Source organism: Pedobacter sp. PACM 27299, from assembly GCF_001412655.1.
Taxonomy (GTDB): Bacteria; Bacteroidota; Bacteroidia; order Sphingobacteriales; family Sphingobacteriaceae; genus Pedobacter.
Genome location: NZ_CP012996.1, coordinates 1885877 through 1911621, shown reverse-complemented (window position 1 = coordinate 1911621; position 25745 = coordinate 1885877). Strand labels below are relative to the sequence as shown.

Sequence of the window (25745 nt, the reverse complement as noted above, 5' to 3'; positions counted from 1 at the left end):
CAAATCCTGTCCCTAGCGTTATTGCTCATATGTATCATCTTATTGATCGCACATTTTATGTCGATTAAAAACTCGACCAATAAACAGGAATAATGGATAACAACTATTTTGGAATTACAGATGTAGGAAAAGTCCGCGGCAATAATGAGGATACCTTTGTTGCACAAAAAACAGCAGAGAACGAACTGGTCCTGGCCTGCGTAATTGATGGTGTTGGTGGTTATGCCGGCGGCGAAGTAGCGGCTGCAATTGCGAAAGAGACGATAAAAACTCAGCTGGACCAGCCAACAGGCGACATCCTGCAGTTGATGCGAAACGCAATTACCGAAGCAAACGATCGCATCTTATCTGCCAAACAGCAGGAAAAAACACATGAAGACATGGCCTGCGTACTTACAATTGCCATCGCAGACCTGAACAATAATTTGTTCTACTACGCACATGTGGGAGATACCAGACTATATCTCCTGCGCGACAACTCCCTAATCAAAATCTCTAAAGACCAATCTTTTGTTGGCTTCATGGAGGATTCAGGGCGTTTAACAGAGGAACAGGCCATGCTGCACCCAAAGCGTAATGAAATTAACAAAGCACTGGGTTTCCCAGGAAGTATAAATGGACAGGAAGAAGACATCGAAATCGGACAATCTCCTTTTCTGCCCGGTGATGTGATCCTGCTTTGCAGCGATGGATTGTCGGATATGGTGAATAAAGAAAGTATCACCAGTATCCTGCTTAAAGACATTAGTCTGGAACAAAAAGGTAAGGCTTTAATCGACCTCGCAAATGCGAATGGCGGTCGCGATAACATCACGGTAGTATTGGTTAAAAATGACAAAGCCACATTTGTTCATGAAGCTACAAAACCAAAATCTGAAGCCAGGAAGAAGAAAATCGTAACAGCTGGTCTACCTTCGGAAAAAACAACAGCAGAAAAAACAAATCAAGCACAGCAAATTCCAGCACAAACCAATCTGGAAATAATAGTTTCAGAAAGCACAATTCCGGAAAACAACGAAGATTTAACTCAGGTACCGGATAAAAGGAAAGGCAATAAATTAAATCCGGCATTGCTGATTCTTGGTTTTGTGGTAATTGCCGCAATCGCTTATTTTTTCTGGAACCAGCAACATCTGGAAACTAAGCCCGCCCTTCTTCCTGATTCGACAGTAGTAGCCCCCTCTCAGGCCTTTAGACTCCAGGACACCCTGAATAAGCTGAAAGGGAACATATTGATTCTGGACACGACCTTATTTAAATCGCCAATCCTGATTACTGAACCCATAAAGATTAACAGAGATAGTTTATACCTCAAGGCTCAGCGGAACCTGGTCATCAAGAGTGATACCGGTTATAAAGGACCGGCATTCCTGATCTCCCCAAGCAATAAAAGTATTTTACTGGAGAACTTTACTTTAGAAAATGTGATAGACAATAGCGCTTTGCAGAAAAAAGGGGTGCTGCTGAAAAATGTAAATTTCATACGAACGGATATCCCGGCGGTAAAGCCAAAATAACATACAGCAAAAAACAATATAAACCAATTATCCAGACTAAATCCATCACATGGGCAAACAAACAGCAACTCCCCAAAACAGAAAAATTGAGCGTATTTTTTTACTGCTCAGTGCGATCGTATTGGGGGCCTTATTTGTAACGCTTTATTTTACCCAGCAGCAAACCTTTACGGAAATCCATCCGAGATTGAAGGAAGGTACTATGGTGAATTTAAATGATGCAGAGCCCGGTAAAAAGATTAAAAACCTCCTGATCAAAGGATACTATTTCGAGGATAAAAAAGACATCAACCTGATTGAACAGGTAGTGAGCAGTCAGGTTTCGCAGCATCAACAGGCTATAGACAACATTGGTGAGCTGAACAAACGCAAATTCTTCGTTCCTGCAGATCTCGCTTTTTCAAATGGCGGAAAAAACTTTAAAGAAAGAGTTTTGGCATCGCGCCTATTATTGGGTTTTACAGGAACAGACTCTCTAAAATATCAGCAGGAACAAAAAAATCCTCCATCATTGCCATCAGTAAGAGATTTTACCAAAGGCAGCTATGGGCTGAGCGGAAAAATAACCGACACTGCAAACAGGCCAGTTGCTGGTGTTTTGGTTCGTTTGCAAATGATCCTTCCCCAGGACACAGCCTATACTGAAGACGAGGTGGTAAATGTTTTCATTGCTTATTTGAGAACCAACGCAAAGGGCGAATACCATTTCCAGCATTTGCCAGACCATGAAGCTTATAGCGTGCTCCCGCTAAAACCGGGCGCTCAATTCGGAAAGTCGCAGGGCCTGCAGGAACTGGATAAAGAGGTGACGCTCAATTTCAAGCTATCTCCCCACAGCATTAAACTTTTTTCAACCCGAGATTTCAAAATCCTTAAAAAAGAAAAATCACTGATTGTACGGACGCCCGAAAACTATAACCAATGGTACTGGACTATAGTCGGCTGTTTCTTTAGTGGCTTTTTCCTGCTTCATTTCCTGCTAAAAGTAAAATACCCGCAGGCAGATCAATTGATACTGCCCATCATTATGCTGATGACCGGGCTTTCTTTTCTAACTTTATTGAGTTTACAAGATCCCCTAAGGGATCGGTTTCTAGCCCGTGACAGCCTTATTTTTTATGGCATAGGCGTATTGAGTATCGGAATTATCCTCTCCCTAAACCTGCGCAAATTCAATGTCGATTCCCGTTTATACCGAATGTTCCTGGTCAAAAATGCCTTCAGCAAGGCCAAAGGCTGGCAATGGGCCATCCTGGCACTTTGCTTATTGGCCTTTACCATCGTGTTTGGTACCGGTCCGGAAGGCAGTGGTGTAAAAGTGAACCTATTTGGTGTACAGCCCAGTGAAATTGTGAAATATGCCATCATCCTCTTTCTTGCTGGATTTTTTGCTTCAAATGAACGCTTCATTACCGAATACAGCAGTTGGAAAAAACGCTGGTTCTTCTTCTCTTTTGCTTTAATTGCCATTCTCGGCGCTATATTTTTATACTTACTGCTAGGCGATCTGGGCCCTGCAATGGTGGTTTGTTTCACTTTTATCATCCTCTTCTCTTTTTCCAGAGGCGATTTTATGATGATGCTCAGCGCAATTATTATCTACGTGATTAGCGCATGGCTGCTGAATGTATGGGTCGCAACTTTAGTGACCGCAGCATTGGTGTCACTGATTATGGTGATCAATAAAAAGACCAGCGAATCGGCCGTCATGATTGTAGTCGTCATGGCCGCATTCTTACTGATCGACCAGGTTCCCTATCTGGATAAACTGATTCCAGGCCCCGTAAACAGGCTGAGCGAACGTAAATCGATCTGGCAGGACCCATGGAACAATGAAGTATATGGCGGTGATCAGGTAGCCAATGGCATCTGGGCAATATCCAGTGGCGGCATCAGTGGCCAGGGGATCGGACAAGGTTTTGCGAAAACTATTCCTGAAGCACATACAGACATGATCTTACCCGCAATCGGAGAAGAATTTGGCCTGGCCGGCATTATAGGAATATTCATTGTATTCCTCATTTTCCTACACCGGGCGATCCTGATCGGACGGCAAACCGGTATGCCTTTTCTCTTCTACCTGGCTGCAGGAATAGGCATCAGTTTATTTATCCAGTTTTTACTCATCGCAGGTGGTTCGACAGGCGCGCTGCCTTTATCAGGTGTCGCACTTCCTTTCATCAGTTACGGTGGTTCTTCATTAGTGGCCAATATGCTGGCCGCAGGTTTTTTACTGGCTGTATCTCTGGTCAAAGGCACCGATGTACAAATGACCTACATCACCAAACAACAGGATAAAAACCTAGTTCCTGCCCTGCTGGCAGCAAGTATAGCGATCTTATTGCTTTCATTCACCGTAACCGGATACATTACCCACAATAAAAAATGGGTCGTACAGCCTGCCATGGTAGCCGATAGAAGTGGTGCAAGAATGTTCAGTTATAATCCCAGAATTGCCATCTTAATGAACAAACTGGCTGCAGGTGATTTATACGACAGAAACGGATTGATATTGGCAACCGGCAACCCTGAACACATCAAAAAGCAACATCAGGAACTTAGTAATGCAGGGATTGCTTATAATCTGGATTCTGCAGAGCATAAGCGTGTAGACAGATATTATCCTTTTGAGGAACAGTTATTTTTCTGGGTTGGCGATCAGAATACCAATGTTTTTAATGGCAGTACCAATGGCTATTTTGCCGAATATGAGCATGGCGCAGAACTCAGAGGATTTAAAACACCAACGATTTCCTTTAATACCCAGGCTCATAAATACCGCGAAAACAGGTTCCTGCCAAGAGGAGTGAAAGAAATGACCCTCAGCAAAAGAGATTATGCCGCATTGGCTCCCCTTTTACTTTCAGGCATCAACAGCGTCGAAGTCGAAGCCTTTAAAAAGCGAAATCGCAATGTGAAACTGACCATAGATGCCGCCTTACAAACGACCATCCAAAATACGATGGCACAGGATACCGCCATCAGAAACAGCAGGGTATCCGTCGTGATTATGGAAGATGCGACTGGCGATGTGCTCAGTTCCGCAGTATACCCTCTTCCTCCTATTAAAAACTGGGATCTCCTCAATACGAGTACCACCGAACAAAATAAAATGGCCGGATGGTATACCACTTCAGATCTGGGCTTTACTACTGCTACCCCACCGGGATCAACAGCAAAAGTGCTGACCGCGATGGCTGCTTTTAATAAGCTGGGCCCTGAAGCAGCGAATAAAACCTACAATGTGACAATGGCAGAGCGAATTCGAACCAAAGGCATCGAGCCCGATGAAACCGGACGGATTGATATGGAAAAGGCAGTGGTAAAATCGAATAACGTTTACTTCATAAAAATTGCCAATGAGGAACACCTGCAAGATGAAATGGCCAGTCTATATTTAAAAACAGGAATGTTTTTACATGGTGTGGGTGGTTATTACTATGGCAGAGACACCGCAAACCTGAAACAGGAAGCCAAATGGATGGCCTTTTGGGGAAGAACAGAATTCAATACCAAGCCTAAATACGACCCGACACGCATTCGCCGGACCAGGGCTAAGGGCATTTCAGGCATGGCATGGGGACAAGGTGAACTCATTGCAACACCTGCTGCTGTAGCCAGATTGATTTCAGGCATAGCCAATAACGGCAACCTGGTAGCCAACCGCTATGTATTGAAAATTAGTGATTCCTTAACGGCAGTGAATCCCGCCACTCAGCTGAGCAATAACCCGCAATATGCAAATACCATTGGTGGATATATGCTGAAACAAAGTGCCAATAAAACCGCTATACTAGGTTTAAAAGTAGCTGGTAAAACAGGTACTCCAGAGCGGATCTGGAAAAATGAAAAGATAAATGATGGCTGGTATACCTTTTATGCACCTAAAGCTAATGGCAAAGGGCACATTGTGGTCTGTATTAGAATTGAATCTACCCGCGGCTCCAGCAGAGCCGTTAGACTGGCTGGTCAGCATGTGATTCCAGCCTTGTTAAAATTAGGATACGTAAATAAAGAACAGAGTAAAACTTAAAAAGAGATTGTATGTTTAATCTATTTAGTAAGCGCACACCAGAACCTCTGCAGGACGTAAAAGCCATTAGAGAGGCATTGCTCACTGCGATCAAGCAGGAACTTCAGAAACTTGAAGGTGGGGAAGGCAAGCACATTAAAGGCCTCGCATTGCTCTTAGCCTGTTTGCCTGCAGAACGGTTTATGTACGAATCCGCGGTTTTTGTGGAGGATGAACTGCGGTTTAAAAATGAAATCCAGCGCATAGTTGATGATTTTGCAATAGATTTACCCAGCGACTGGACCTTACAGGTTAATTTCGTAGAAGAATTACCTGCAGATGCCATCAAACTATCCAATATCAATGCTGCACTTTACATCAGGACACCGGAACATGTAGTCGTTACTAAGTCCAGCACAGCCTATATCCGTACTTTGAACGGAGCCTCAGAGCAGATGGAATATAAGATTACTGCTGCCGATGGAAAGATCAATATTGGAAGAGCAGCCAAGGTTCAGGTGAGTGATGGTTTTTTCAGAATCAACCACATTGCTTTTTATGATGACAGCACAGAAGAGGCCAATAAATTTATCAGCAGACAGCATGCGCACATAGAATGGGACAGCAATACCGGATCCTTTCTATTGTTTGCAGATGAAGGTGGTATTCCACCGCGCAATAAGGTAAGAATGAGGTCGGTTGGCGACCATACTCCGGTAAAACTAAATGTTGCCGAGATCGGCCATACCTTACAGGAAGGGGATCAAATCATTTTAGGTGAACTTGCAGTTTTAGAATTTAGTTATATTAATTCAGGAATTATTAATATTGTATAATGAGTAAAGTTTTTACGATAACAGAAGGATTAGAAAATCTGGGTGCCCTAAGTACAGGCGGCCAGGGTTCTGTATATAAGGGTAAACGGATTGGCACCATCATCACCGCAGTGAAGATCATGCCTACGCCTATCCATACGGAAAGTGAGGATGATAAGAACTTCATCAGGTTTAAAAATGAGGTAGAAAAACTTAAAAAGGTAAATGAAGTACCCAACCCTAATGTGGTAAAAATACTGGGATCAGGACTTACCGAAAGTGGCTCTTTCCCTTTTATTGAGATGGAGTATATTGAAGGGCCTGATCTGGAGAAGTTGTTAATGCCCCCTCATCCCCCAATATTTACGATCCAGGAAGTCATTAAACTGGCCGAACAGCTGGCCAATGCACTTGCCCATTGTCACCGGGTAGGGATTAAACATGGTGATATCAAAAGTAACAACGTAAAATTCAATACGGAAACCGGTAATTATGTGCTGCTGGACTTTGGTCTGGCGATCATGTCTGATGAGCAGCGCCGTACCAGTCTGCGCCATGCTGGTGCAGTTGAGTTTATGGCTCCTGAGCAGCATGACGGCGAGATGTTTTTTCAAACAGATATCTATAGCTATGGCATCATCCTATACGAGCTACTTGCAGGAACGGTACCTTTTCCACTGATCAATAAGAACGAAAGTTCGCGTAATCAGGTCATGATTTCGCACATGGAAGCGGAAGTTCCAGACCCGGTCACTTTACGTATCAACCGATTGCCGGAAAGCTGGGATGAGGAGAAACGAAAAAAGGAGGCACATGTCCCGAAATGGTTATTGCTCATCATCAAAAACTGTTTAGAAAAACGCCCTGAAAAACGATATGCAAATGGTGCAGTCTTACAAGACGCCATTATACACAGAGGTGGCGATGCGGTAGCAGCAGCACCAGTTGCAGTGCCGGCAGCAAAGCCAGCTCCTTTCTATCAGAAAGAAGAAGTGAAACTGGAACCGGCAAAAGACCAGATGCTCTTGTCGAAATCGGTTTTCAGCCTGATGATTCTTTGTATCGTGATGTTGAGCATGCTTTCCGTCTATGGCCTTTTCATGAAGGATGATGGTTCGGCTAAGCAAAAAGCGATACTGGATACGACTCATATAGCGGCAGCTGACACCACTAGAAATGAACCAGAATATGTCCCTGATACAACGGCACAAGTACAGCCGGTAGCCATTGATACTGCAGCACAGCAGGCTGAAATTGATAGTCTGAAAAAAGAATATGAAGCACAGATGACTGCCGCTGCAAAACGCGCAGAAGCTGAAGCGAAGGCAAAAGAAAGCACAGTTACCATTGTTAGTGAGGGTAAAAAATATCAGCTGCCTAAAGGAACTATTTATTTTTATGAAGCGGCAAATGCAAATGCACAAAAAAATGGTGTTCTGGGTTTATGGAACAATGCCAAGTTTAACGTCATTGAAGAAGACAAAGGCTTTATTTATGTGACGCATACCAATAAAGACGGACAAGTCACCAAAGGCTGGCTGAATAAAAACGACCTTAAAGAAGTAAAGGAATAAGCTGAGCTTATTCCTTTTTTTATACTTCCCTAAAACAGCTGAAGCATCCCCACTTCAGTATTTGCTCCCAAGGCCGCATCCGGCAACTCAAGTCAACAACTTTTATAGCTTTACACCACATAAAGCCCTCTTCCCCTTGGCTTTATCAGCTATACGACATTTTTCTCCACCTCAATCATTAACGCTTCATTAACCATCCATTAACTACTCATTAACCTATTCCAACTTAACGAATAATGATATTTAATTAAATATCAATAAAACACAATCTTAAGCGAAGGCCCTAATTTAATAGATCAGAAAAAAAAAGATCATATAGGAGTACGCCGAAAATCCTTTAAAGAGTAGGTATCAATTTTATTTCTACAAACATGGGACAGAAAAAATCCTTTGAAGAATTAGTAAAGAAAATGGCCGTAATGGAAGATGGTCAGTTAGGAAAATTAAGAGGTGGTTTTGCTGCATTTGCATCCCCACAGTTATTATCCGATGGCACAGTGACTAACACGGTAACCGTGAGTGGAAATTGCAGCTGCAGCTGTACCTGCGAGGCTACATCTACAACTGTCTAAACCATCCCTTACTTAATTACAGGGCCCATTCTATGAATAGCCCTGTAATCCCTTCCCAATACCACATCAATTCAATTCACTGCTCTTTTCCTAAATCCTATCCAAATGAAAATAAGTAAATTCAATACCTCAATTCATTACAATGGAAAATTCATTTACCACAACTCTTTAACTGAAAAGTTCTTGCTGCTCGACCCATTATTGATGGACCTGATTACCGCAGCAAAAAATGAAGATAGTGTAAACAGCATAGAAGAAATACACGAAGAACTTTACAAATCCTTATTAATGAACGGATTTATTGTGCCAAAAGAAACTGATGAAATCCAAAGTGTCAGGGTACTGATGGATAAAATAGACAATCAGGAGGAAACATATCACCTGATGGTGAACCCCACTATGAATTGTAATTTTAAATGCTGGTACTGCTATGAAACGCACATTAAGGGATCAAAGACTTCTCCTGGAACACTGGAAAAGATCACCAATTATATAGACAACATCATGTCTAATCAAAAAGGAATCAAGCAGTTTGTATTGTCTTTTTTCGGTGGAGAGCCTTTACTATATTACCAGGATGTAGTACTTCCTTTAATGCAGTATACTTACAAGGCTGCTGATGACCATAAACTGGCTTTAGGCATCAGTTTCACCACCAATGGTTTTCTGATTAACGAGGAAATGGTGGCAGACTTCTTAAAATATAATGTTACCGGGCTGCAGATTTCTTTCGACGGAAACAAAGAATTACATGACCAAACCAGATTTGTTTCTAAATCCAGGGGTTCCTATGATGTGATCGTCGAGAATATCAAACTGCTCGTGCGAAATCACATCAGGATTACCCTCCGGATAAATTATACCGAACAGAACCTGATTGGACTGGAAGACATCCTACATAGTTTCAATGACCTCAGCGCCACAGAAAGAAAATATATCACGCTCTCTATGAATAAAGTCTGGCAGGAAAACAACGAAAATCTGGGCGATCAGGTCATCGATTTTAAAGAAAAGGCAACGATTTTCGGGTTTTCCATACCAGACGCTTTTGAGGGTAACCGGGTAAAAAACTCCTGTTATGCAGATAAGAGAAACCAATCTGTCATCAACTATAATGGGGACGTTTACAAGTGTAATGCAAGAGATTTCACTAAAGAAAACCGCGAAGGAGTGCTTTTAGAAAATGAGATTTCATGGAATCCAAAAATGGAAGAACGCATGAGCGCAAAGCTGAACAACAAGCCTTGTCTGGATTGCAGTATTCTGCCGATTTGTGGAGGAGGCTGTTCTCAGCAGGCACTGGAATATCGCGGTAAAGACTATTGTGTAAATAATTTTGACGAGAACAAAAAGAAGGACATTGTTTTAAATATGTTCTTATCAAATAACCTGATGAATGCCTGATTTTATCGCACAACAGGACCAGATGGATTGCGGCCCTGCCTGTCTGGCCATGGTGGCCGCTGCACATGGCAAGGATTACGAGATGCAGTACCTGAGAGATCAGTCTTTTATCAGCAGAGAGGGCGTATCCCTATTGGGAATTACCGAAGCTGCCGAAAAGATTGGTCTTCAAACCGCATGTGTAAAAATAGAGCTTCAACACTTGAATGAAGTTCCTCTTCCCTGCATTCTGCACTGGAATCAGAACCATTTTGTAGTATTGAAAAAGACCAGAAAGCAGCTCTCCTTTTTTAAAAAGGAAAAATGGTCTTATAAAATCGCTGATCCTGCGAAAGGTATTTTATCAATCCAGGAAGATACCCTAAATCGGTCATGGCTGAATGAGGACGGAAAAGGAATCGCATTAATGCTGAATCCGACCGCCGAATTTTACAATGCAAAACCCATTAAAACTAAACAAAGTAAAACAGCTTACCTCAGTAAAATTATCAGTCCGTATAAAATTGATTTAATGAAACTGTTGGGCTGCCTGTTAATCGGGAACCTCTTCACCCTTTCTTTCCCCTTTTTAACCCAGGCCTTAGTGGATTATGGGATTTCCCCTAAAAATTTAGACCATGTGTTTACGATATTGCTGGCGCAGTGTTTTGTTTTTCTCGGCTCCGTGATGGTGGAAATTACAAGAAATACGATGACCTTATTTATCGGCACCAGGCTTAATATTGCCATCATCTCTGATTTTCTGCGGAAACTACTGAAATTGCCCATCAAGTTTTTCGATACTAAAATGATGGGCGATTTTAACCAGCGGATTATGGACCATGAGCGGATTGAAAACTTCCTGACCTCTCAAAGTCTGATTACCGTATTTTCATTTGTCAACCTGCTGGTTTTCTTTTTTGTACTGGGCTGCTATAACATCCAGATTGTTGCGGTCTATAGTGTTTTAACGGCCTTTGCAATTGGCTGGACTTTAATCTTCATGAACAAACGTAAGTTGCTCGACTATTCCCGTTTTCAAAACAAAAGTGAAAATCAGGAAGCGATCTTTGAAATGATCTCCGGGATGCAGGAAATAAAAATGAATAGTTTTGAGGATTATAAAAGAAATGAATGGGAAACTATCCAGAAAAAAGCATTCAATATCAATTATAAAGCACTAAAAATCAATCAGCTTCAGATTACAGGCTTTGATTTTGTAAACCAGTTAAAGAATATACTGGTGACCTACTTTGCAGCAAGAGAGGCCATTGCCGGCAATATTACGCTGGGTGCTGTACTGGCTATCTCTTATATCATTGGCCAGATGAACGGTCCGATTAATCAGCTTTTAGGTTTTTTCCGTTCCCTTCAGGACGCAGGGTTAAGTTTAGACCGACTGAGTGAAATTCAGGATCAAAAAGAAGAAGAATTAACAGGCCAGCTTAGTTTTAATCCTCTTGCTGTTTCCGCGGGACGGAGCGGACTGCTCATTAAAGACCTAAACTTTCAATACGAAGGTCCAAGGTCACCTTTTGTACTGATGGACATCAATTTATACCTTCCAGATGGAAAAACAACAGCTATTGTAGGGACAAGTGGCAGTGGTAAAACCACCTTAATGAAATTACTACTAAAATTCTATGATCCTACTGCTGGGAAAATTCTCCTCAACGAGGATGAATTGTCTAACATTTCGGCTAAAAGCTGGAGAGAAAATTGTGGAATTGTGCTGCAGGATGGTTTTATTTTTTCAGATACCATAGAGCGGAATATTGCTACCGGAGATGTAGTAATCGATTACCAGCGACTGGAGCATGCCATCAGTGTAGCCAACATTAAGGATTTCATCAGCGCTTTACCCTTAGGCCTTAAGACAAAATTAGGCGCAGCAGGCAGTGGCATTTCAGGCGGTCAAAGACAGAGAATCCTGATTGCAAGAGCGGTTTATAAACAACCGCATTACATCTTCTTCGACGAAGCTACGAGCGCGCTGGATGCCGAAAATGAAAGAATTATACACGATAACCTCAAAGAGTTTTTCAAGAAGAAAACCGTAGTGATTATCGCGCACCGTCTTTCTACCGTAAAAAATGCCGATCAGATTATCGTTCTGAACAATGGCCGCGTTGTAGAAATTGGCCACCACAATCATCTGGTCAGCAACAAATCTTTTTACTACAACCTCATCAAAAACCAATTAGAATTAGGAGCATAAATGGAGCAACACAAAACTCAAAAAGAGTACTTACAGACCGGTGTCACCAGTTATGGAATTTATCTGGTCATTGCAACCACATTACTGGTCGCAGGCCTGTTATGGCTGTTAAAATTAAACGGCAGTCCAATTATGACCTTGCTCATTCAATATTATTTCAAATAAGCTAAAGGACTGTATTATTTTACATCCACATAAAACCTAAAGCCTACCCCTCTAACGCTTTCAATATGGATGGCGGGATCTTTGATAAGATACTTCCTCAATCTGCTCATAAATACATCCATGCTCCTGCCATTAAAAAAGTCTGGTTCCTTCCATAAGTAGACTAAAATGTCTTCTCTTTTAATCAGTTCATCCTGATTTGAACATAGGTAGTACAGTAAATCTGCCTCTTTCTCTGTGAGTATCTTTTCGAAATCCTCAGATTTTAAGTGCAGATTCTTATAATCAAAAGAGAAGAGACCAATATTAAAAACCTTATTGATCTTTTTGATTTCATTTTTCGTCCGCTTTAAGATATTTCTGATGCGTAGGATCAATTCATCCGCATCAAAAGGCTTAACAATATAATCATCAGCGCCAAGCTTTAAGCCTGCCAATCTATCTTCCCTCATGGTTTTTGCCGTGACAAATAGGAAGGGCAGCTCGGGATAATAATTATTCAATTTCTTTGCCAGGCTAAAGCCGTCCAGCTCAGGCATCATCACATCGAGGACCATCAAATCATAGGAGTTCAGCTTTAGCTCATCAAAAGCTTCCAGACCATTGAATACCCGTTTTACCTGAAATCCATTCATCTCCATGTATTGCTTGAGCAGGTTTCCCAGGTCAAGGTCGTCTTCTACAATAAGTATCTTGCTATCCATATTTTATTTCCAGAATAAATGTGCTTCCAGCCCCTGATCTGCTTTCCATGATCAGCTCTGCTCCTATTAAATTTGCCGCTTGTTTGCTCAGGTATAAACCAAGGCCAAGACCTTTTACATCATGCTGATTATGTGTAGGAATACGAAAAAACTTATCAAAAATAAACGGCTGATAGGCTAAAGGAATTCCAGGTCCTTCATCAGTAATTTCGATCCTATATTTACGATGCAGCACTTTACTTTTTAAGGAAATGACTGTGCCTTCCTGGCTATACTTTAATGCATTTTCAATCAGGTTGTTTAAGATTTTATCTAAAATCTCCAGATTTATCAAAACGTTATGTTTTTCAGGAGGAATCGAACTGGTAAACTGATGGTTTTCCGTTCTCAGCTCCTTCACGTAATCTTGTAGGTAGGAAGTGATATCGACGCTTATTTTTTTAACTTCATGAGGGGATGTCAGGGCTGTTTCCAGCACAAAATCGACCAGCTTTTGGATCTTAAAATGCTGCCGGTTCAGGGAAGCTAGAAGTTCGTCTGTCAGCTGAGGATTGGAACGTACCTCCTCCCTTTCCAGACTCTTTAAGATCAAGCCAACAGAGCTCAAAGGTGTTTTTAGCTCATGTGTGATATTATTTGCGAAATCTGTTTTGATTTCGGCCAGCCTTTTTTGTCGGAACATGGCACTGAATACCAGATAATAAAGGATAATCACCGCTACAATCATTAAAAATGCCAATAGATAGATTCCTGCCATACGCTTCCATACCTCCGCTTTCCAGGTAGAGACTTCCAAATACTGAGCGCGTTGAATCTGTAATTTCATCGCCGAGCTTCCGCTCCCATCAGCTTTGGCAAAACTATCTACAATGGTGTTGCTGCCATTCCCGATTAATAAAGTGTTCGGGGTTTGGAAAGGGCTGCCAAGAAAAACAAAAGGCGCCTCCCGGGTAGACAATAAAGTATCGGTTTTTCCATTAAAAGTGATCAGAATTTCATCATACTGAGCTTTATATTTCAAATCTTTTAAGATTTTATTCGACTGTATGTCCTGAAAAAGCTGCTGTTTTAAGCTATCCATTTCCGTATTATCGCTCTTATTGAGCCTGGCAAATAAAGTTGTTTTATCGATCTGCTGTAAAACGAAAAGCCTTGCCAAATGCTTCAGATTTTCCTGAGTTTTTTCCTCAAGAACAGCAACAGATGGCCTGTTAATGAGTTTTGCTATTTCAGAACGGATCTCTGTATAATACTTTTCCTTCGTTAACTTATAAGTATTTAAGACCAGCGCATACTGAATAAAAGACAGTGTCCCTACTATAACTACGCAGGAAGCAATTAACCATTTGATTTTTCTTTCAACTTTCATCTCTCACAAATATATACGAGGGGTGATGGATCTTTAAGAATTCTGACATCATTAACGCTTCATTAACACAAGATTAACTGATTTTAAAAAATTACTTCCACATATTTGATGAAGTAAAAATTAAGATATGAAAAAGTTAATCATTATGGCAGTTTTTCTCACAATAAATGCGGCTGCATTTTGTCAATCCGGAAAGGCATCCTTAAGCTCCACAAATCATACCAGCGTTAATATTACGAGTACCGACCTTGATTATTCACTCATCGCTAACTTTCAGGAAGAATCAGCTGCGGAGATCAAAAAAGCTTTGGTGAAGGACCTTGGTGTACCTACAGAAAACAAAGATGATCTTTTTATATGGCTGAATAAAAACGCTTATACCGTTACCCTTCGAGCTGAAAAACTAATCATTGACCTCAATAAAAAAAATGCTAGCCAGGCTACAATAAAAAAATTCAAGAAACTGGGGGATCGAATCCGGGTACTTGTATCCAATGAGCAAGAACTTTAATCCTTTTTTTAGCGCTAATCTATTTCTATATGTATTCAAAAATCCTGACCGGGCTCTTCCTTCTATTTTCCTTAACCTGCGCTGCGCAGATAAAAATCACAGGAAAGCTGGTAGATATGGAATCAAAGCCTGTCAGTTATGCTTCGGTCCTACTCCTGACCAGTGATTCCTTGCTTTATCAAAATGAATTAACGACTAAAGAAGGTGATTTTACGCTGATCGCGAAACCGGGTCAGTATTTGATTAAACTGAGTATTTTTGGCAAGCTACTGTATCGTAAACCCATACAGCTGAATCAGAATATAGACCTCGGTGTTTTGCAGGTCAATCTAAACAACGAACTCAAAACAGTTCATATTGTTGGTCAGCGTCCTATCGTACAGATGGAAAACGACAAACTGATATTTAATGTAGAAAACAGCCCTTTAAAATCAGGATACTCGGGACTTGATGTGCTTGCCAGGGCACCAAGGCTCCAGGTGAACGGTGACGGAGCCGTACTGTTACGGAATAAAATACCGGTAATTTATGTGAATGGAAGACAGCTGTATCTCACTGGCCGAGATTTGGCCAGTTATCTTTCCAGCCTGAATGCTGAAATGATCCAAAGCATTGAAATTCAAGCCCAGGCTTCCGCAGATGCAGACGCTTCCGCACAAGGCGGTGTGGTCAATATTATTCTTAAGAAGCCTGTAAAAGGCCTTAGCGCTAATGTCACCGCTTCCTATACCTATAGAAAAGGAAACATCTGGTCGGACTATCTAGGCCTCAACACCAATTACGGATCGGATAAATGGAATTTCTATACCAAAATTAGTTATGGAAAAGACAAGGATTTTGGCACTTACCAGACCAGCAAGCTGTTTTCAAATCAAAGTAGAAATGAAGCAGATGGCCTTTTCAATGGTGATAAAAGAAATGTCAACCTGCTCGGTGGTGTCGTTTTCTATCCGGACAGCAAAAATGAATTTGGTGCAGAATTGTATTACAACAATGGAAAAGGCTTATACACCACCCCTGAATCCTTAACTGTTTATGAGCCCTCACTTTCTTCCATCAGCAGTAATCAACGCTCAGAGAATTTTAAGAACAAAGTCTGGTATTGGGCACTGAATTACACCTTTAAACTGGATAGCCTGGGCAGTACGCTGAAATTTATTCTGAATGCGGGGCATCATGAAAATCCGAGCGATAACGCCACAAACACAGATTATACATTCGGAAATTTCAATTCCAGTCTGACTATATTTAATGTGAATCCCCTATCTGATTATTACGTGGTTCAGGGTGATTTGACTAAAAAATATAAAAATGGCTTTCAATTAAAGACTGGATTAAAAATGAGTTCTGTAAACAGGGACCATCAGCTGAACACCAGTATTTTTCAGGCCCCGGACTATTTGCTGAGCAGTTATAACAAGGAAAATTTCACAAACAAAGAAAATATCACCGCAGTTTATGGCACATTAAGCGGTAAAACCTCCAAGAAAAGCAATTTTAACCTGGGGCTAAGGGCAGAATACACCGATTTTTCCGGCAAAGATAAAATCAATGCCATCCAGGTCTCCAAGCATTATTTAAACCTCTTTCCGCGTTTATATTACGGCTATACCATTGCCCCGAAAAAAACCATTTCAATTTCCTTAGCCCGAAATATCCAGCGCCCTTCATTCAGGGATTTAAACCCTTTTGTCACCAAAGAAAATGATTACTCTTACCTGCAGGGAAATCCTGACCTTAAGCCACAGTTTACCAATAGCCTGGACATCAGCTACCAGTTCCCCAAACAATCGCTCTCTTTTTATATAAACCATACCGAGAATTTAATCGCAGGTGTGTATACCAATACAGGAAATATCACCTATTATAAACCCCAGAACTTTGGCTCGCAATCCAGGTATGGGCTAGATTATAGCTACTTCAGTAACCTGACGAAATGGTTGTATACCAATACGACTTTAGGTGCTTATTATTACCAGTTTAAAAATGGCGATTTACAGCCTTCCCAATATTCTTTCAACAGTAATATTTATACGCGGTTCAATATGTCTAAAACCTGGTCTGCAGACTTATTAAACGTATTCAATTCCAGATTTCAGAACTATGTAGTGAGTGCTGCCCCTCAATACAGGCTTGATTTTAGTCTGCAGAAAAGCATTCTTGCAGGAAAAGCACAGCTGAAGTTCGCTTGTAATGATGTATTCAATACCCAGCGCGACAAGAATTTTTCTACCTACGAGAATTTTAGCCTAGATTTTTATCAAAAAAGAAGAACAAGGTCTTTCCTTTTTATGTTTGTTTACAGCTTTAGCACGCAGCAAAAAATAAAGAATAAAGCTATTGAGGCTAACCAGGAAATCAGAGGCCGGCTATAAAAATCGCTTTTCTCAGCAACTACGAAAAGCTGCATAAAATAACGCCCGGAATCTGGCACAACAACCCACAACTACAAGCAACTCATAATGAGTGCCTTATTTTAAAATAAATTCTTTTTTTTCTTTTAGGTATATGAACGAAGTTAGCATCCCGTACCTTTGCAAAAAAATTATTACAGAATGAGCAATATTACTCCAAACCCGGTATTGGAACACGTTGTAAACGTCATCAAAAATGTGATCAGCGACATCAAAATTGAATACACCTCTACAAACGTTGCAAACCTGAAAGACGGTAATGCACCTATATATTTGGAACAGCATTTAGACGAGAGCGGAAAACTGGCTATTTTCATTAAAGATCCAAAGGACATCATCTTCAGTGAAGATTTGTTACCGGAGCTGAATAGTTTAGATGAAGGTGTGAAAGGAGCATTAAAATCAGAATTACAAGCAGCCACCATTATCATCAATGACCTGAATGTAGCTACTCAAATTATATTCCAGTCGGCAAAAGATGCATTTGACCAGATCAGCAACAGCTACGAGTTTGCAAAAAACATGGAAAAAGACATCACGAAAGTTAAAAGCACGTTTAAGTTCGGCAGTAATGTATTTGACCTTACGATCTTAAATGAACCAGAATTAATTTCTATCACACCAGAATTTGCTGCTTCATTTAATCCTGCTATCAAAAAAACAGTTGAAGATGACGCACGGAAAGTACAAAATGCACTTAATGCGATGTTTAAATAAGATATTTCCTGATCAAATGAATTTGGCAAATTAAATAGGTTGCCTCAAAATTCGGAAAAAAAAGCCCCTGGACTTTATAAAGTCCAGGGGCTTTTTTTAGGATATAAACTCATTGAAGAAGAAGGGGATCACCCCAAATTTGTTACAATAAAACGACCCCTGAAATGCCTTGTCTTCTATAGTTTTTACTATTTTTAGAAAGTAGTCAATTATTTCCAGGAAATAAAAATAATGACATTTCCCGGTGCAATTTATAAAAGCTACCAGCGTTTAAAGCTGAAATAACAAATGGGAAAAACCCTATTCAATGACACCCTAAATCAGAATTCAATGAAAAAACTGAGGTCAAAAGTAGTAAAGGCACTGAAAAGAGAATTCACCTTCGAATGCACCATTTCATCAAGAATGAACCAGGTTATCTTAAACGTTAAAAACATAGATTTTGAACAGCACCTTGGACAATTGATCCAACAGACTCAATTGATCATTGACAAATATTTCCCTCAAAGAGAGGAACACCTTTGCCTGGTGATCCAAACCAATGGAAATCAACAGAACACCTTTAAAATCTGGAAGTCTGTTTAATGAAAAAAAATATCGGTTTCGCTTTGTTAAGCTTTTGTCTTCTTGTGTTAAAACCGAATATTAGTCATTGTCAGCAGTTAAAATCAGGTCAAATGAAGCAAAGCTCATCTGACCTGAATACGTTAGACCGCAAAATTATACAATGGCAAAAGGATTTAAACATCCCGAATGTGGCCATTGGCATCATAGAAAACAATAGACTGGTCAAAGCGAAGGTCTATGGAAACCTAAGTAATGGAGCTCCAGCTCCTCAAAGCACGATCTTCGAAGTAGCTTCCCTTACTAAAGTAGTATTTTCCACAATGGTGCTTAAACTAGTTCAGGATGGGAAATGGGACCTCGATGAACCTCTTGCCCATTATTTTGTAGATCCGGAAGTGGCTTCCAGCGCTTATTCTAAGATGATCAGCAGCCGCCATGTACTCAGTCAGCAATCTGGTTTTGACAATTGGCGATGGATGAATTCAACAGGAAAACTAACTTTTAACTTTGAACCGGGCACAAAATTCAATTATTCCGGAGATGGAATGGAATACCTCAAATCTGCGATCGAGAAGAAATTCAACCGCTCTTTAGCACAGCTTTCCGATTCCATTCTTTTCAAGCCTTTACAGCTAAAGGACACTCATCATGAATGGGATGGAAAAACGAATTTTGACAAACACAGCAGAATGTATGATGCAGATGGCAAAGAAATTACCAGAACCGACTATTCAATTAGCGCCAGTGCTGCAGCAGGTTTAACGACCAGCATTGACGATCTTTCCAAATTTGCAATAGCGGTATTAAAGGGAGAGCTGATCTCGAAAAAGCTACACCAGGAAATGATAAAAACACAGGCTGTCATTAGCCCAAATCTTCAGCAAGGTTTAGGATGGCGGATCATCAACGACCTTCCCAACCATGAATATGCATTACAACATGCCGGAAACGATCAGGGTGTTGCGGCAATCATGGTATTACTGCCAAAATCCAAGCGAGGAATCATCGTTTTAACCAATGCAGATAATGGATTAATGATGTGTAATAATGTGGTTAGAGCCGCCTTCCCTGAAGGTACAGAGATTATTCACAAGGCTTATAAAAGTACAAGACCAAATGAATCAGCATCAAGCCTAAAACTAACAGATGATGTTTTAAAATCGTATGCAGGAAAATATAAAAGAGAGGATGGTGTGGATATAACGGTTACTTTAAAAGACAGCGGATTGGTATTAAGAATGGCAGGGATTCCCTTGTTAAATTTGCTTCCACAAACCGATCACGAGTTTTTCCTTATGGACTTAGATGCCACCGTATTTTTCACTAAGAACAATGATGGAACCATCAACTCAGTTTCTATTAAAGACGGAGAAAATGTGATCAAATGTTTAAAAACAGGAGATTAAAGCGCGTATTTAACCGTCATTAAAAACGCCTTCAAAATCATAGCATCTGAAGGCGTTTTTTATAAGGCTTATTTTTTGTTTAAAAAGCCATATTCATGTACATATTGCTGTCCATCAGTCAGTATCCAATTTACAAAAGCAGTCACTTCCGGACGGGTATCTTTATAGATCAGTGTGAAATCGCCTTTTGGTGGCAAATTGGTGGAAATAGACTCTAAAGAATGAATCAGCTGGTCCAAATCTGCGTAAAAATTCTCTTCTTTATTGATTACCCCATCCCCATCTAAATCTGTAGGTACCACCGCAATCCCTGGTTTTGGTTTTCTTGTTTTCAGGTCATACACAATACCCAGATCATTATAAGCTACCCCCAGTGGATCATCAACTACGGTTTGCAGCAAAATATGGTCATCGGCAATCTTTTTACCACTTGCATTGGTCAAATCTTTCAGCTCCTCTCCCAGCACACTGGAAAATGTAGCGGAAGTACAAGCACTGCGGCTATATACCTTAAAAGAAACCAGTTGATCGCCGAAGGCTGCAAATTTATCCTTGCTGGTATTATTGCTGAAATACACTGATTCAAAATCTTTAGCCTTAAAACCACTTTTCTGCAGCTTATCTAAACCTGGATTTTTCACATTGACAATTGGGACAATGGCAAAGCGGCTGACAATGGTATAGTTCCCTTTTGCAGGATCTTTTTCTTTTAATGGCGCTGCCGAGGCATTGATATCTGGATTCGCAACTCCTTGCTTCACTACAAACTTCAAACCTGGATGCACTTTTGAAAACTCTGCACCCCATTTTTCAATTAATGGAAAAAGGAATCTTGTTCCCGTAATATTGATGGTACCTTCCAGTTTTTTTCCTTCATCCGGTCCTTTGGCAAAAGTATTTGAAGGTACAATAAAGGTCATAGCCATTGTTGCAAAGGCTATTTTTCTTAAATTTAAAGTGATGGTTTTCATAATAAAATTTTTAGAATTGAATAATTAATTATAACCTGGATTTTGTTTAAGCGCTTTATCTACCAAAAGCTCCTGACGTGGAATGGGGTACAGCAACTTATTAGCATCACCGATGCCCAGCACTTGCTGCGCAAGTCCCCTGCGAATGAGGTCAAACCAGCGGTGACTTTCATAAGCCAATTCCAATCTGCGTTCCTGCAGGACTTTAGCAATGATGAGGCTTTTGTCCGTTAGCCCGTTTAAATCCTCATCTGCTGCTTTGGCACGTAACCGGATGGTTCTGATGTCTGAAACGGCTTCTGTTGTTTTATTTAATTCTGCTTTGGCTTCCGCACGAATCAGGTATAATTCTGCAATCCGTATGGCATAGACCTGGTTTTCGCCGGTAGATAGTTTAAAATTCATGTTTCCGTAAGTGATGATGCCCTTTGGAGGCGTATTGATGTCGAGCAATAAAGATTTGCGGTCTCCACCATAAGGGCCCCTTATTAAAGCAATAAACTCATCCGTTGGCAAGAGTTCCCGCGTACCACCGGTAATATTACTGGCGAACCAGTTTCCGGCCCATGAGTTTTTATTGTTGATGGTATAATCGATCTCAAAAATAGATTCCGTTGTATTTTTAGCATTGAAGAAAGCGGAATAACTAGGTACCAGACTGAATTTCGCCGTTTCCCTGATCACCAGATCTGCATAATCGATGGCCTGCTGCCATTGCCCCAGGTAAAGAAACAGCCTTGATTTCAAGGCGTAAACCGCATAGATAGAGGCACGGTTGCGATTCAGTACAGCCGGACTGCCAGGCAGCAGGTTTTGTGCCGCTTCCAGGTCTTCGCCAACTTGTTTATATACCTGAGCTGGTGTACTGTTCCCAATCCCATTTCCACTATTGGGATTGCGCGTACTTTCTGTAATGATGGGCACATTTCCCCAAAGCCGTACCAAGTCGAAATAAGCCAATGCGCGAATAAAGTAAGCCTCTCCAACTGCGGTATTCCTATCGGTCTGCGAAAAGGTTTGGTCGTTTACTTTTGGAACAGATTGAATGAGGTTATTGCTGCTGTTAATGGTGCTATACAAAGCGCCCCACAGTGCGCTAATCGAGGTATTTGTGGCAAAAACATCATGCACATCAAATTCCCGGTTCGAAGGTGAGTTTCCTACCCATCGCAAATTATCATCCGAAAGGTTCAGGATATACCGGAAGGTATTGCCCTGATAACTATTCTGACTTAAGGCACTATAAGTACCGATTAGGGCTGCATCTGCACTTTTCTTGTTGACAATACTATTTTCTTCCGATACATATAAAAGTGGTTTTGGGTCTAGTAAATCCTTGCAGGAAGCCACTGAAAACAATAGAGGAATCAGCAGTACCAGCTTATATTTTGATTTATATTTAAAGTTCATGATCAACATATTTTAACATTAAAAAGAAAGGTTAAAACCGGCCTGAAAGGTTCTCGGTTGTGAAGCAATGGCCTGATCATAGCCCATCACATTTTGATTGTCACCCATGGTATTCACTTCTGGATCCACTCCTTTATACTTGGTAATGGTGATCAGATTGGTTGCAGCCACGTAGAATCGTACGTTACTGATGTGGTATTTGGCCAGGAAAACCTTAGGCAATTTATAGCCGATAGCAAGCGTCTTTAACCTTGCATAAGAGCCGTCTTCCAGAAAGCGATCTGAAATGATACTTGCATTGTTTCCTTTGGCCGTCATGCGTGGAACTTCTGTAATGTCGCCAGGTTGCTGCCAGCGCTGTAATTGTTCTTCTAACTGTGCAAAAACACCATTCCTGGAACCTCCATGCCCCATTCTATAGCGGGTATTGTTCCATATTTTGTTGCCAATAGAATAGTTAAAAAATACATTCAGGTCAAAATTCCCATAGTTGAATTCATTTCCAAAACCGCCGAAGAAATCTGGCCAGGCATTCCCTACAATTTGCAGATCGCTATCAGAAAGCAGTCCATCACCATTTACATCTTCAAAAATGACATCGCCATTCGCAGGGTTTACCCCGAGCTGCTTGTGCGCATAGAAAGAATAAAGTGGGCTTCCCTGCTGCATAATCGTTCTATTGTCTAGAATTGCTGTATTTAACTTCTCAATTTTGTTCTTATTGGTAGAGATGTTAAAGCGGGTATTCCAGCTGAATACTTTACTGCTGATCACTTGTGCATTTAAGGAAAATTCAAATCCTTTATTGCTGATTTCTCCGGAATTGGAGAAGATCGAGGCAAATCCCAGTTTCTGGGAGATCGGCTGCTGCAATAATAGGTTGGTGGTGTATTTGTTATAATAGTTAAATTCCAGGTTAAGGCGATCTTTCAGGAAGCCCATATTCAGTCCGACATTAAATTGTGTGGTAGTTTCCCATTTCAGGTTTGGATTTGCCAATTGAAAAGGAAGAATTCCTGAGGTACTCAGGTAATTGTTTCCACCATTCCAGAGCCCTAATGCTGCAAAATCAGGGATACCGTTCTGATTTCCGGTGAGGCCGTAACTGGTATTGAATTTCAATTCCGAAAACAGGTTCAGTGCTTTGATAAAATCTTCTTCACTGGCACGCCATGCGAAGCCTGCGGCAGGAAAATATCCCCAACGGTTGTCTTTTCCAAATCTTGAAGAAGCATCTGCACGAATACTGGCATCAATCATATATTTACGGTGGTAACCATAGCTTGCTCTTCCGAAAAAAGAGACCAATCCGGCTTGTGATTGGCGGGAGGTACCAGTCTGACTTGCAGAAGAGGCCACCAGGCTAAACTGGTCTGTAGGGTAACCTACACCGGTAACGCTTGTCGTTTCAAAAGTTTCTTTTTGCAGCGTATTACCCAGCGTCAGGTTAAACTGGTGCACATTATCCCATACTTTGTCATAGCTGATCAATTGTTCATTGATCAGTGTCACGTTCCTGTTTAATGCCGAAGTACCAATACCATTGATCGGGGCCTGGCCCAATTGCAGCTTAGAGTTGAAATAATTATCGGCTTTACTTTCATTAAAATCTACGCTCCAGCTGGTTCTGAATTTCAGTCCTTCGAGTATTTTATATTCCCCAAAAACATTTCCGGTGATGCGGGTTCCTACGTCTTTAAATACAGTCTCCTTGATCGCAGCCACTGGATTTTCGAAAAGAGATGGCCGCGCGTAACTGCCATCTTCATTGTATAAAGGCAGATAGACAGGAGTATACAAAGCACCGTTTACCGTTCCGTTAGGCACATTATTGTTAGGCGTCATCTTTCTGGAAGTACTCACCAGGTTGATAGAAACCCCGGTTTTTGTTTTTTCATTAAACTGCTGACCTAAGTTGACCCTGGCACTTGCGCGTCTGAAACGATCAGGTTTTACAATTGCATCCTGGTTATAGTAATTCCCACCCAGGTAATAAGTAGTTTTTGCATCGCCGCCGGCTACCGTTACGTCCACATTGTCTGTTGGCGCATTTTGAAAGATCAGTCCTACCCGATCAATGGTCGGTTGTTCTTCAGGTAAACCAAGTCCACCTTCCGATTTGGGCCTGAAAAGGCGTTTTTCATAAGCACCACCGTCATTTAGCCAGGTTTCATTCTGTAGAATTCCTTCTCCTGTTCCGCTAATGGTTGGCCAGAATTTAATGGCCTGCGAGATTCCTTTGTAATAACCAATGTCGACTTTCGCCTTGCGGTTCAATTTTCCGCGTTTGGTGCTGATCAAGACCACACCGTTGGCTCCTCTGGAACCATAAATTGCGGTGGCATTGGCATCTTTAAGGATCTCGATAGATTCAATATCACCGGGGTTTAAATCAGCAATGGGCGAAGTCTGCTGTCCGCCGGTAGATATACTTTGCAGGGTTCTGTTGTTTAAGAATACGCCATCTACCACATATAAAGGGTCATTACTGGCATTTATGGAGGAAGAACCCCTTACCCGGATAAAAATACCGGAACCAGGAACAGAGGTATTTGAGGAAACCAATACGCCAGAAGCCTGACCTTGCAGCATTTGATCTACACCTGCAACAGGGATATCTTCTATCTGTTTTCCGGAAATGGTGGCGACAGAGCTGGTCAGCGTTTTACGGTCTTGTGCGCCATAACCCACTACGATTAAATCCTGAAGTTGATTGGCTTCCGGTTCCAGTTTTATGTTGACCGGGCTGCCGTCTGCGACCAGTGTTTTGGTTTTGTAACCGATGTATTTAATGACTAGCGTATAAGGGAATTTCTGGCCGGTTACAAAATTGAATGTACCCTCCCGATCCGATGAGGCAGTATGTGTAGTTCCCTGAATGAGGATGGAGGCACCGATTAGTTTTTCGCCGGTAATGGCATCAGAAATGGTTCCTTTTAAGGTAGAGTTGATCAGTGGCTTGTTTTCCTGTGCACTGGTCTTCAGAAAAAAGAAGAAAGTCAGGAACAGGAAAAAGACTAAGCCTGGCCATAATCCATGGCCATGTAGGGCAGGTTGTGCCCTATCAATATTTTTCATATTTTTACAATGGGTTTTTAACGTAAAAAATCAGGTGCAACGTCCAAATTGAAACCTGGTTTATTTATAGATCCTGAAGGGTGTGCTGAAAGGCCACCCTTTATTTTTATAGTATACTTAGCATTTCATAGGCAGTGGTTGGTTTGGTTTTGAGGTTGAATATAAATTGATGAAGCAAATATATAAATATAGTCTACCTTTTTAGTATACTTTATTCAAAAAACTGAGATTATCTATTTTGCAGCATTACCCAGTGGATACAAAAGCCCTACCACCCTGTTTTATACCGGCTTACAACTACACCCTTATTTTGTAACACTTCTCTTTCTTTCGGGTCTATAC

General features: G+C 41.1%; 18 protein-coding genes. 13 read left to right on the top strand and 5 right to left on the bottom strand.

Going from position 1 to position 25745, the window contains the following annotated elements:
• The first annotated feature begins 92 nt into the window (after positions 1-92).
• From AQ505_RS08025 to AQ505_RS26305, 8 genes are all read left to right on the top strand, one after another.
• Entirely contained in the window at positions 93-1517 is a 1425-nt protein-coding gene (locus AQ505_RS08025) for a PP2C family protein-serine/threonine phosphatase (protein ID WP_062547700.1), read from the top strand.
• Between the two features lie 49 nt (positions 1518-1566).
• Positions 1567-5550, top strand: a complete 3984-nt coding sequence (locus AQ505_RS08020; RefSeq protein WP_062547699.1) for an FtsW/RodA/SpoVE family cell cycle protein — start codon at positions 1567-1569, stop codon at positions 5548-5550.
• An 11-nt stretch (positions 5551-5561) separates the two neighbouring features.
• On the top strand, positions 5562-6365 hold the full coding sequence (locus tag AQ505_RS08015) for an FHA domain-containing protein (RefSeq protein WP_062547698.1): 804 nt from the start codon (positions 5562-5564) through the stop codon (positions 6363-6365).
• Positions 6365-7918, top strand: a complete 1554-nt coding sequence (locus AQ505_RS08010) for a serine/threonine protein kinase (protein WP_062547697.1) — start codon at positions 6365-6367, stop codon at positions 7916-7918. The genes AQ505_RS08015 and AQ505_RS08010 overlap by 1 nt, the downstream gene beginning before the upstream one ends.
• A gap of 371 nt (positions 7919-8289) precedes the next feature.
• Complete coding sequence (locus tag AQ505_RS08005; protein WP_062547696.1) at positions 8290-8490, top strand: hypothetical protein; 201 nt, start codon at positions 8290-8292, stop codon at positions 8488-8490.
• A 105-nt stretch (positions 8491-8595) separates the two neighbouring features.
• A complete protein-coding gene (locus AQ505_RS08000; RefSeq protein WP_062547695.1) occupies positions 8596-9894 on the top strand; it encodes a radical SAM/SPASM domain-containing protein in 1299 nt (432 codons plus the stop codon).
• Positions 9887-12091, top strand: a complete 2205-nt coding sequence (locus AQ505_RS07995) for a peptidase domain-containing ABC transporter (RefSeq protein ID WP_062547694.1) — start codon at positions 9887-9889, stop codon at positions 12089-12091. The genes AQ505_RS08000 and AQ505_RS07995 overlap by 8 nt, the downstream gene beginning before the upstream one ends.
• A complete protein-coding gene (locus tag AQ505_RS26305; RefSeq protein ID WP_157262247.1) occupies positions 12092-12256 on the top strand; it encodes a hypothetical protein in 165 nt (54 codons plus the stop codon). It abuts the gene before it with no gap.
• 14 nt (positions 12257-12270) lie between these two features.
• On the opposite strand, the gene AQ505_RS07990 is transcribed toward AQ505_RS26305, so the two are convergent.
• Positions 12271-12960: a response regulator transcription factor gene (locus AQ505_RS07990; protein ID WP_062547693.1), complete on the bottom strand. Its 690-nt coding sequence runs from the start codon at positions 12958-12960 to the stop codon at positions 12271-12273.
• Positions 12953-14329 carry a sensor histidine kinase gene (locus AQ505_RS07985; RefSeq protein ID WP_062547692.1) on the bottom strand — a complete coding sequence of 459 codons (1377 nt, stop codon included), beginning with the start codon at positions 14327-14329 and terminating at the stop codon, positions 12953-12955. Before AQ505_RS07985 ends, AQ505_RS07990 begins: the two co-directional genes overlap by 8 nt.
• Positions 14330-14456: 127 nt before the next feature.
• Here AQ505_RS07985 and AQ505_RS07980 point away from each other — a divergent pair, with 127 nt between their 5' ends.
• The 5 genes from AQ505_RS07980 to AQ505_RS07960 all read left to right on the top strand — a co-directional run bounded on the left by AQ505_RS07980 (position 14457) and on the right by AQ505_RS07960 (position 19944).
• A complete protein-coding gene (locus tag AQ505_RS07980) occupies positions 14457-14840 on the top strand; it encodes a hypothetical protein (RefSeq protein ID WP_062547691.1) in 384 nt (127 codons plus the stop codon).
• A 29-nt stretch (positions 14841-14869) separates the two neighbouring features.
• Positions 14870-17215 (top strand): outer membrane beta-barrel family protein, encoded by a 2346-nt coding sequence (locus AQ505_RS07975; protein WP_062547690.1) that lies wholly within the window; start codon positions 14870-14872, stop codon positions 17213-17215.
• A gap of 180 nt (positions 17216-17395) precedes the next feature.
• Positions 17396-17971 (top strand): hypothetical protein, encoded by a 576-nt coding sequence (locus tag AQ505_RS07970; protein WP_062547689.1) that lies wholly within the window; start codon positions 17396-17398, stop codon positions 17969-17971.
• Between the two features lie 330 nt (positions 17972-18301).
• Entirely contained in the window at positions 18302-18556 is a 255-nt protein-coding gene (locus AQ505_RS07965) for a hypothetical protein (RefSeq protein WP_157262245.1), read from the top strand.
• A gap of 92 nt (positions 18557-18648) precedes the next feature.
• The gene (locus AQ505_RS07960; RefSeq protein ID WP_197286329.1) at positions 18649-19944 is read left to right on the top strand and encodes a serine hydrolase; all 1296 of its coding nucleotides are present in this window, start codon (positions 18649-18651) and stop codon (positions 19942-19944) included.
• Between the two features lie 68 nt (positions 19945-20012).
• Here AQ505_RS07960 and AQ505_RS07955 read toward each other — a convergent pair whose 3' ends face one another.
• Genes AQ505_RS07955 through AQ505_RS07945 form a run of 3 tightly spaced genes read right to left on the bottom strand, consistent with a single transcriptional unit; the run spans position 20013 to position 25403 of the window.
• Positions 20013-20915, bottom strand: a complete 903-nt coding sequence (locus tag AQ505_RS07955; protein ID WP_062547686.1) for a hypothetical protein — start codon at positions 20913-20915, stop codon at positions 20013-20015.
• Positions 20916-20939: 24 nt separating this feature from the next.
• Complete coding sequence (locus AQ505_RS07950) at positions 20940-22325, bottom strand: RagB/SusD family nutrient uptake outer membrane protein (RefSeq protein ID WP_197286328.1); 1386 nt, start codon at positions 22323-22325, stop codon at positions 20940-20942.
• 18 nt (positions 22326-22343) lie between these two features.
• On the bottom strand, positions 22344-25403 hold the full coding sequence (locus tag AQ505_RS07945; RefSeq protein WP_062547684.1) for a SusC/RagA family TonB-linked outer membrane protein: 3060 nt from the start codon (positions 25401-25403) through the stop codon (positions 22344-22346).
• Between the last annotated feature and the right edge of the window lie 342 nt (positions 25404-25745).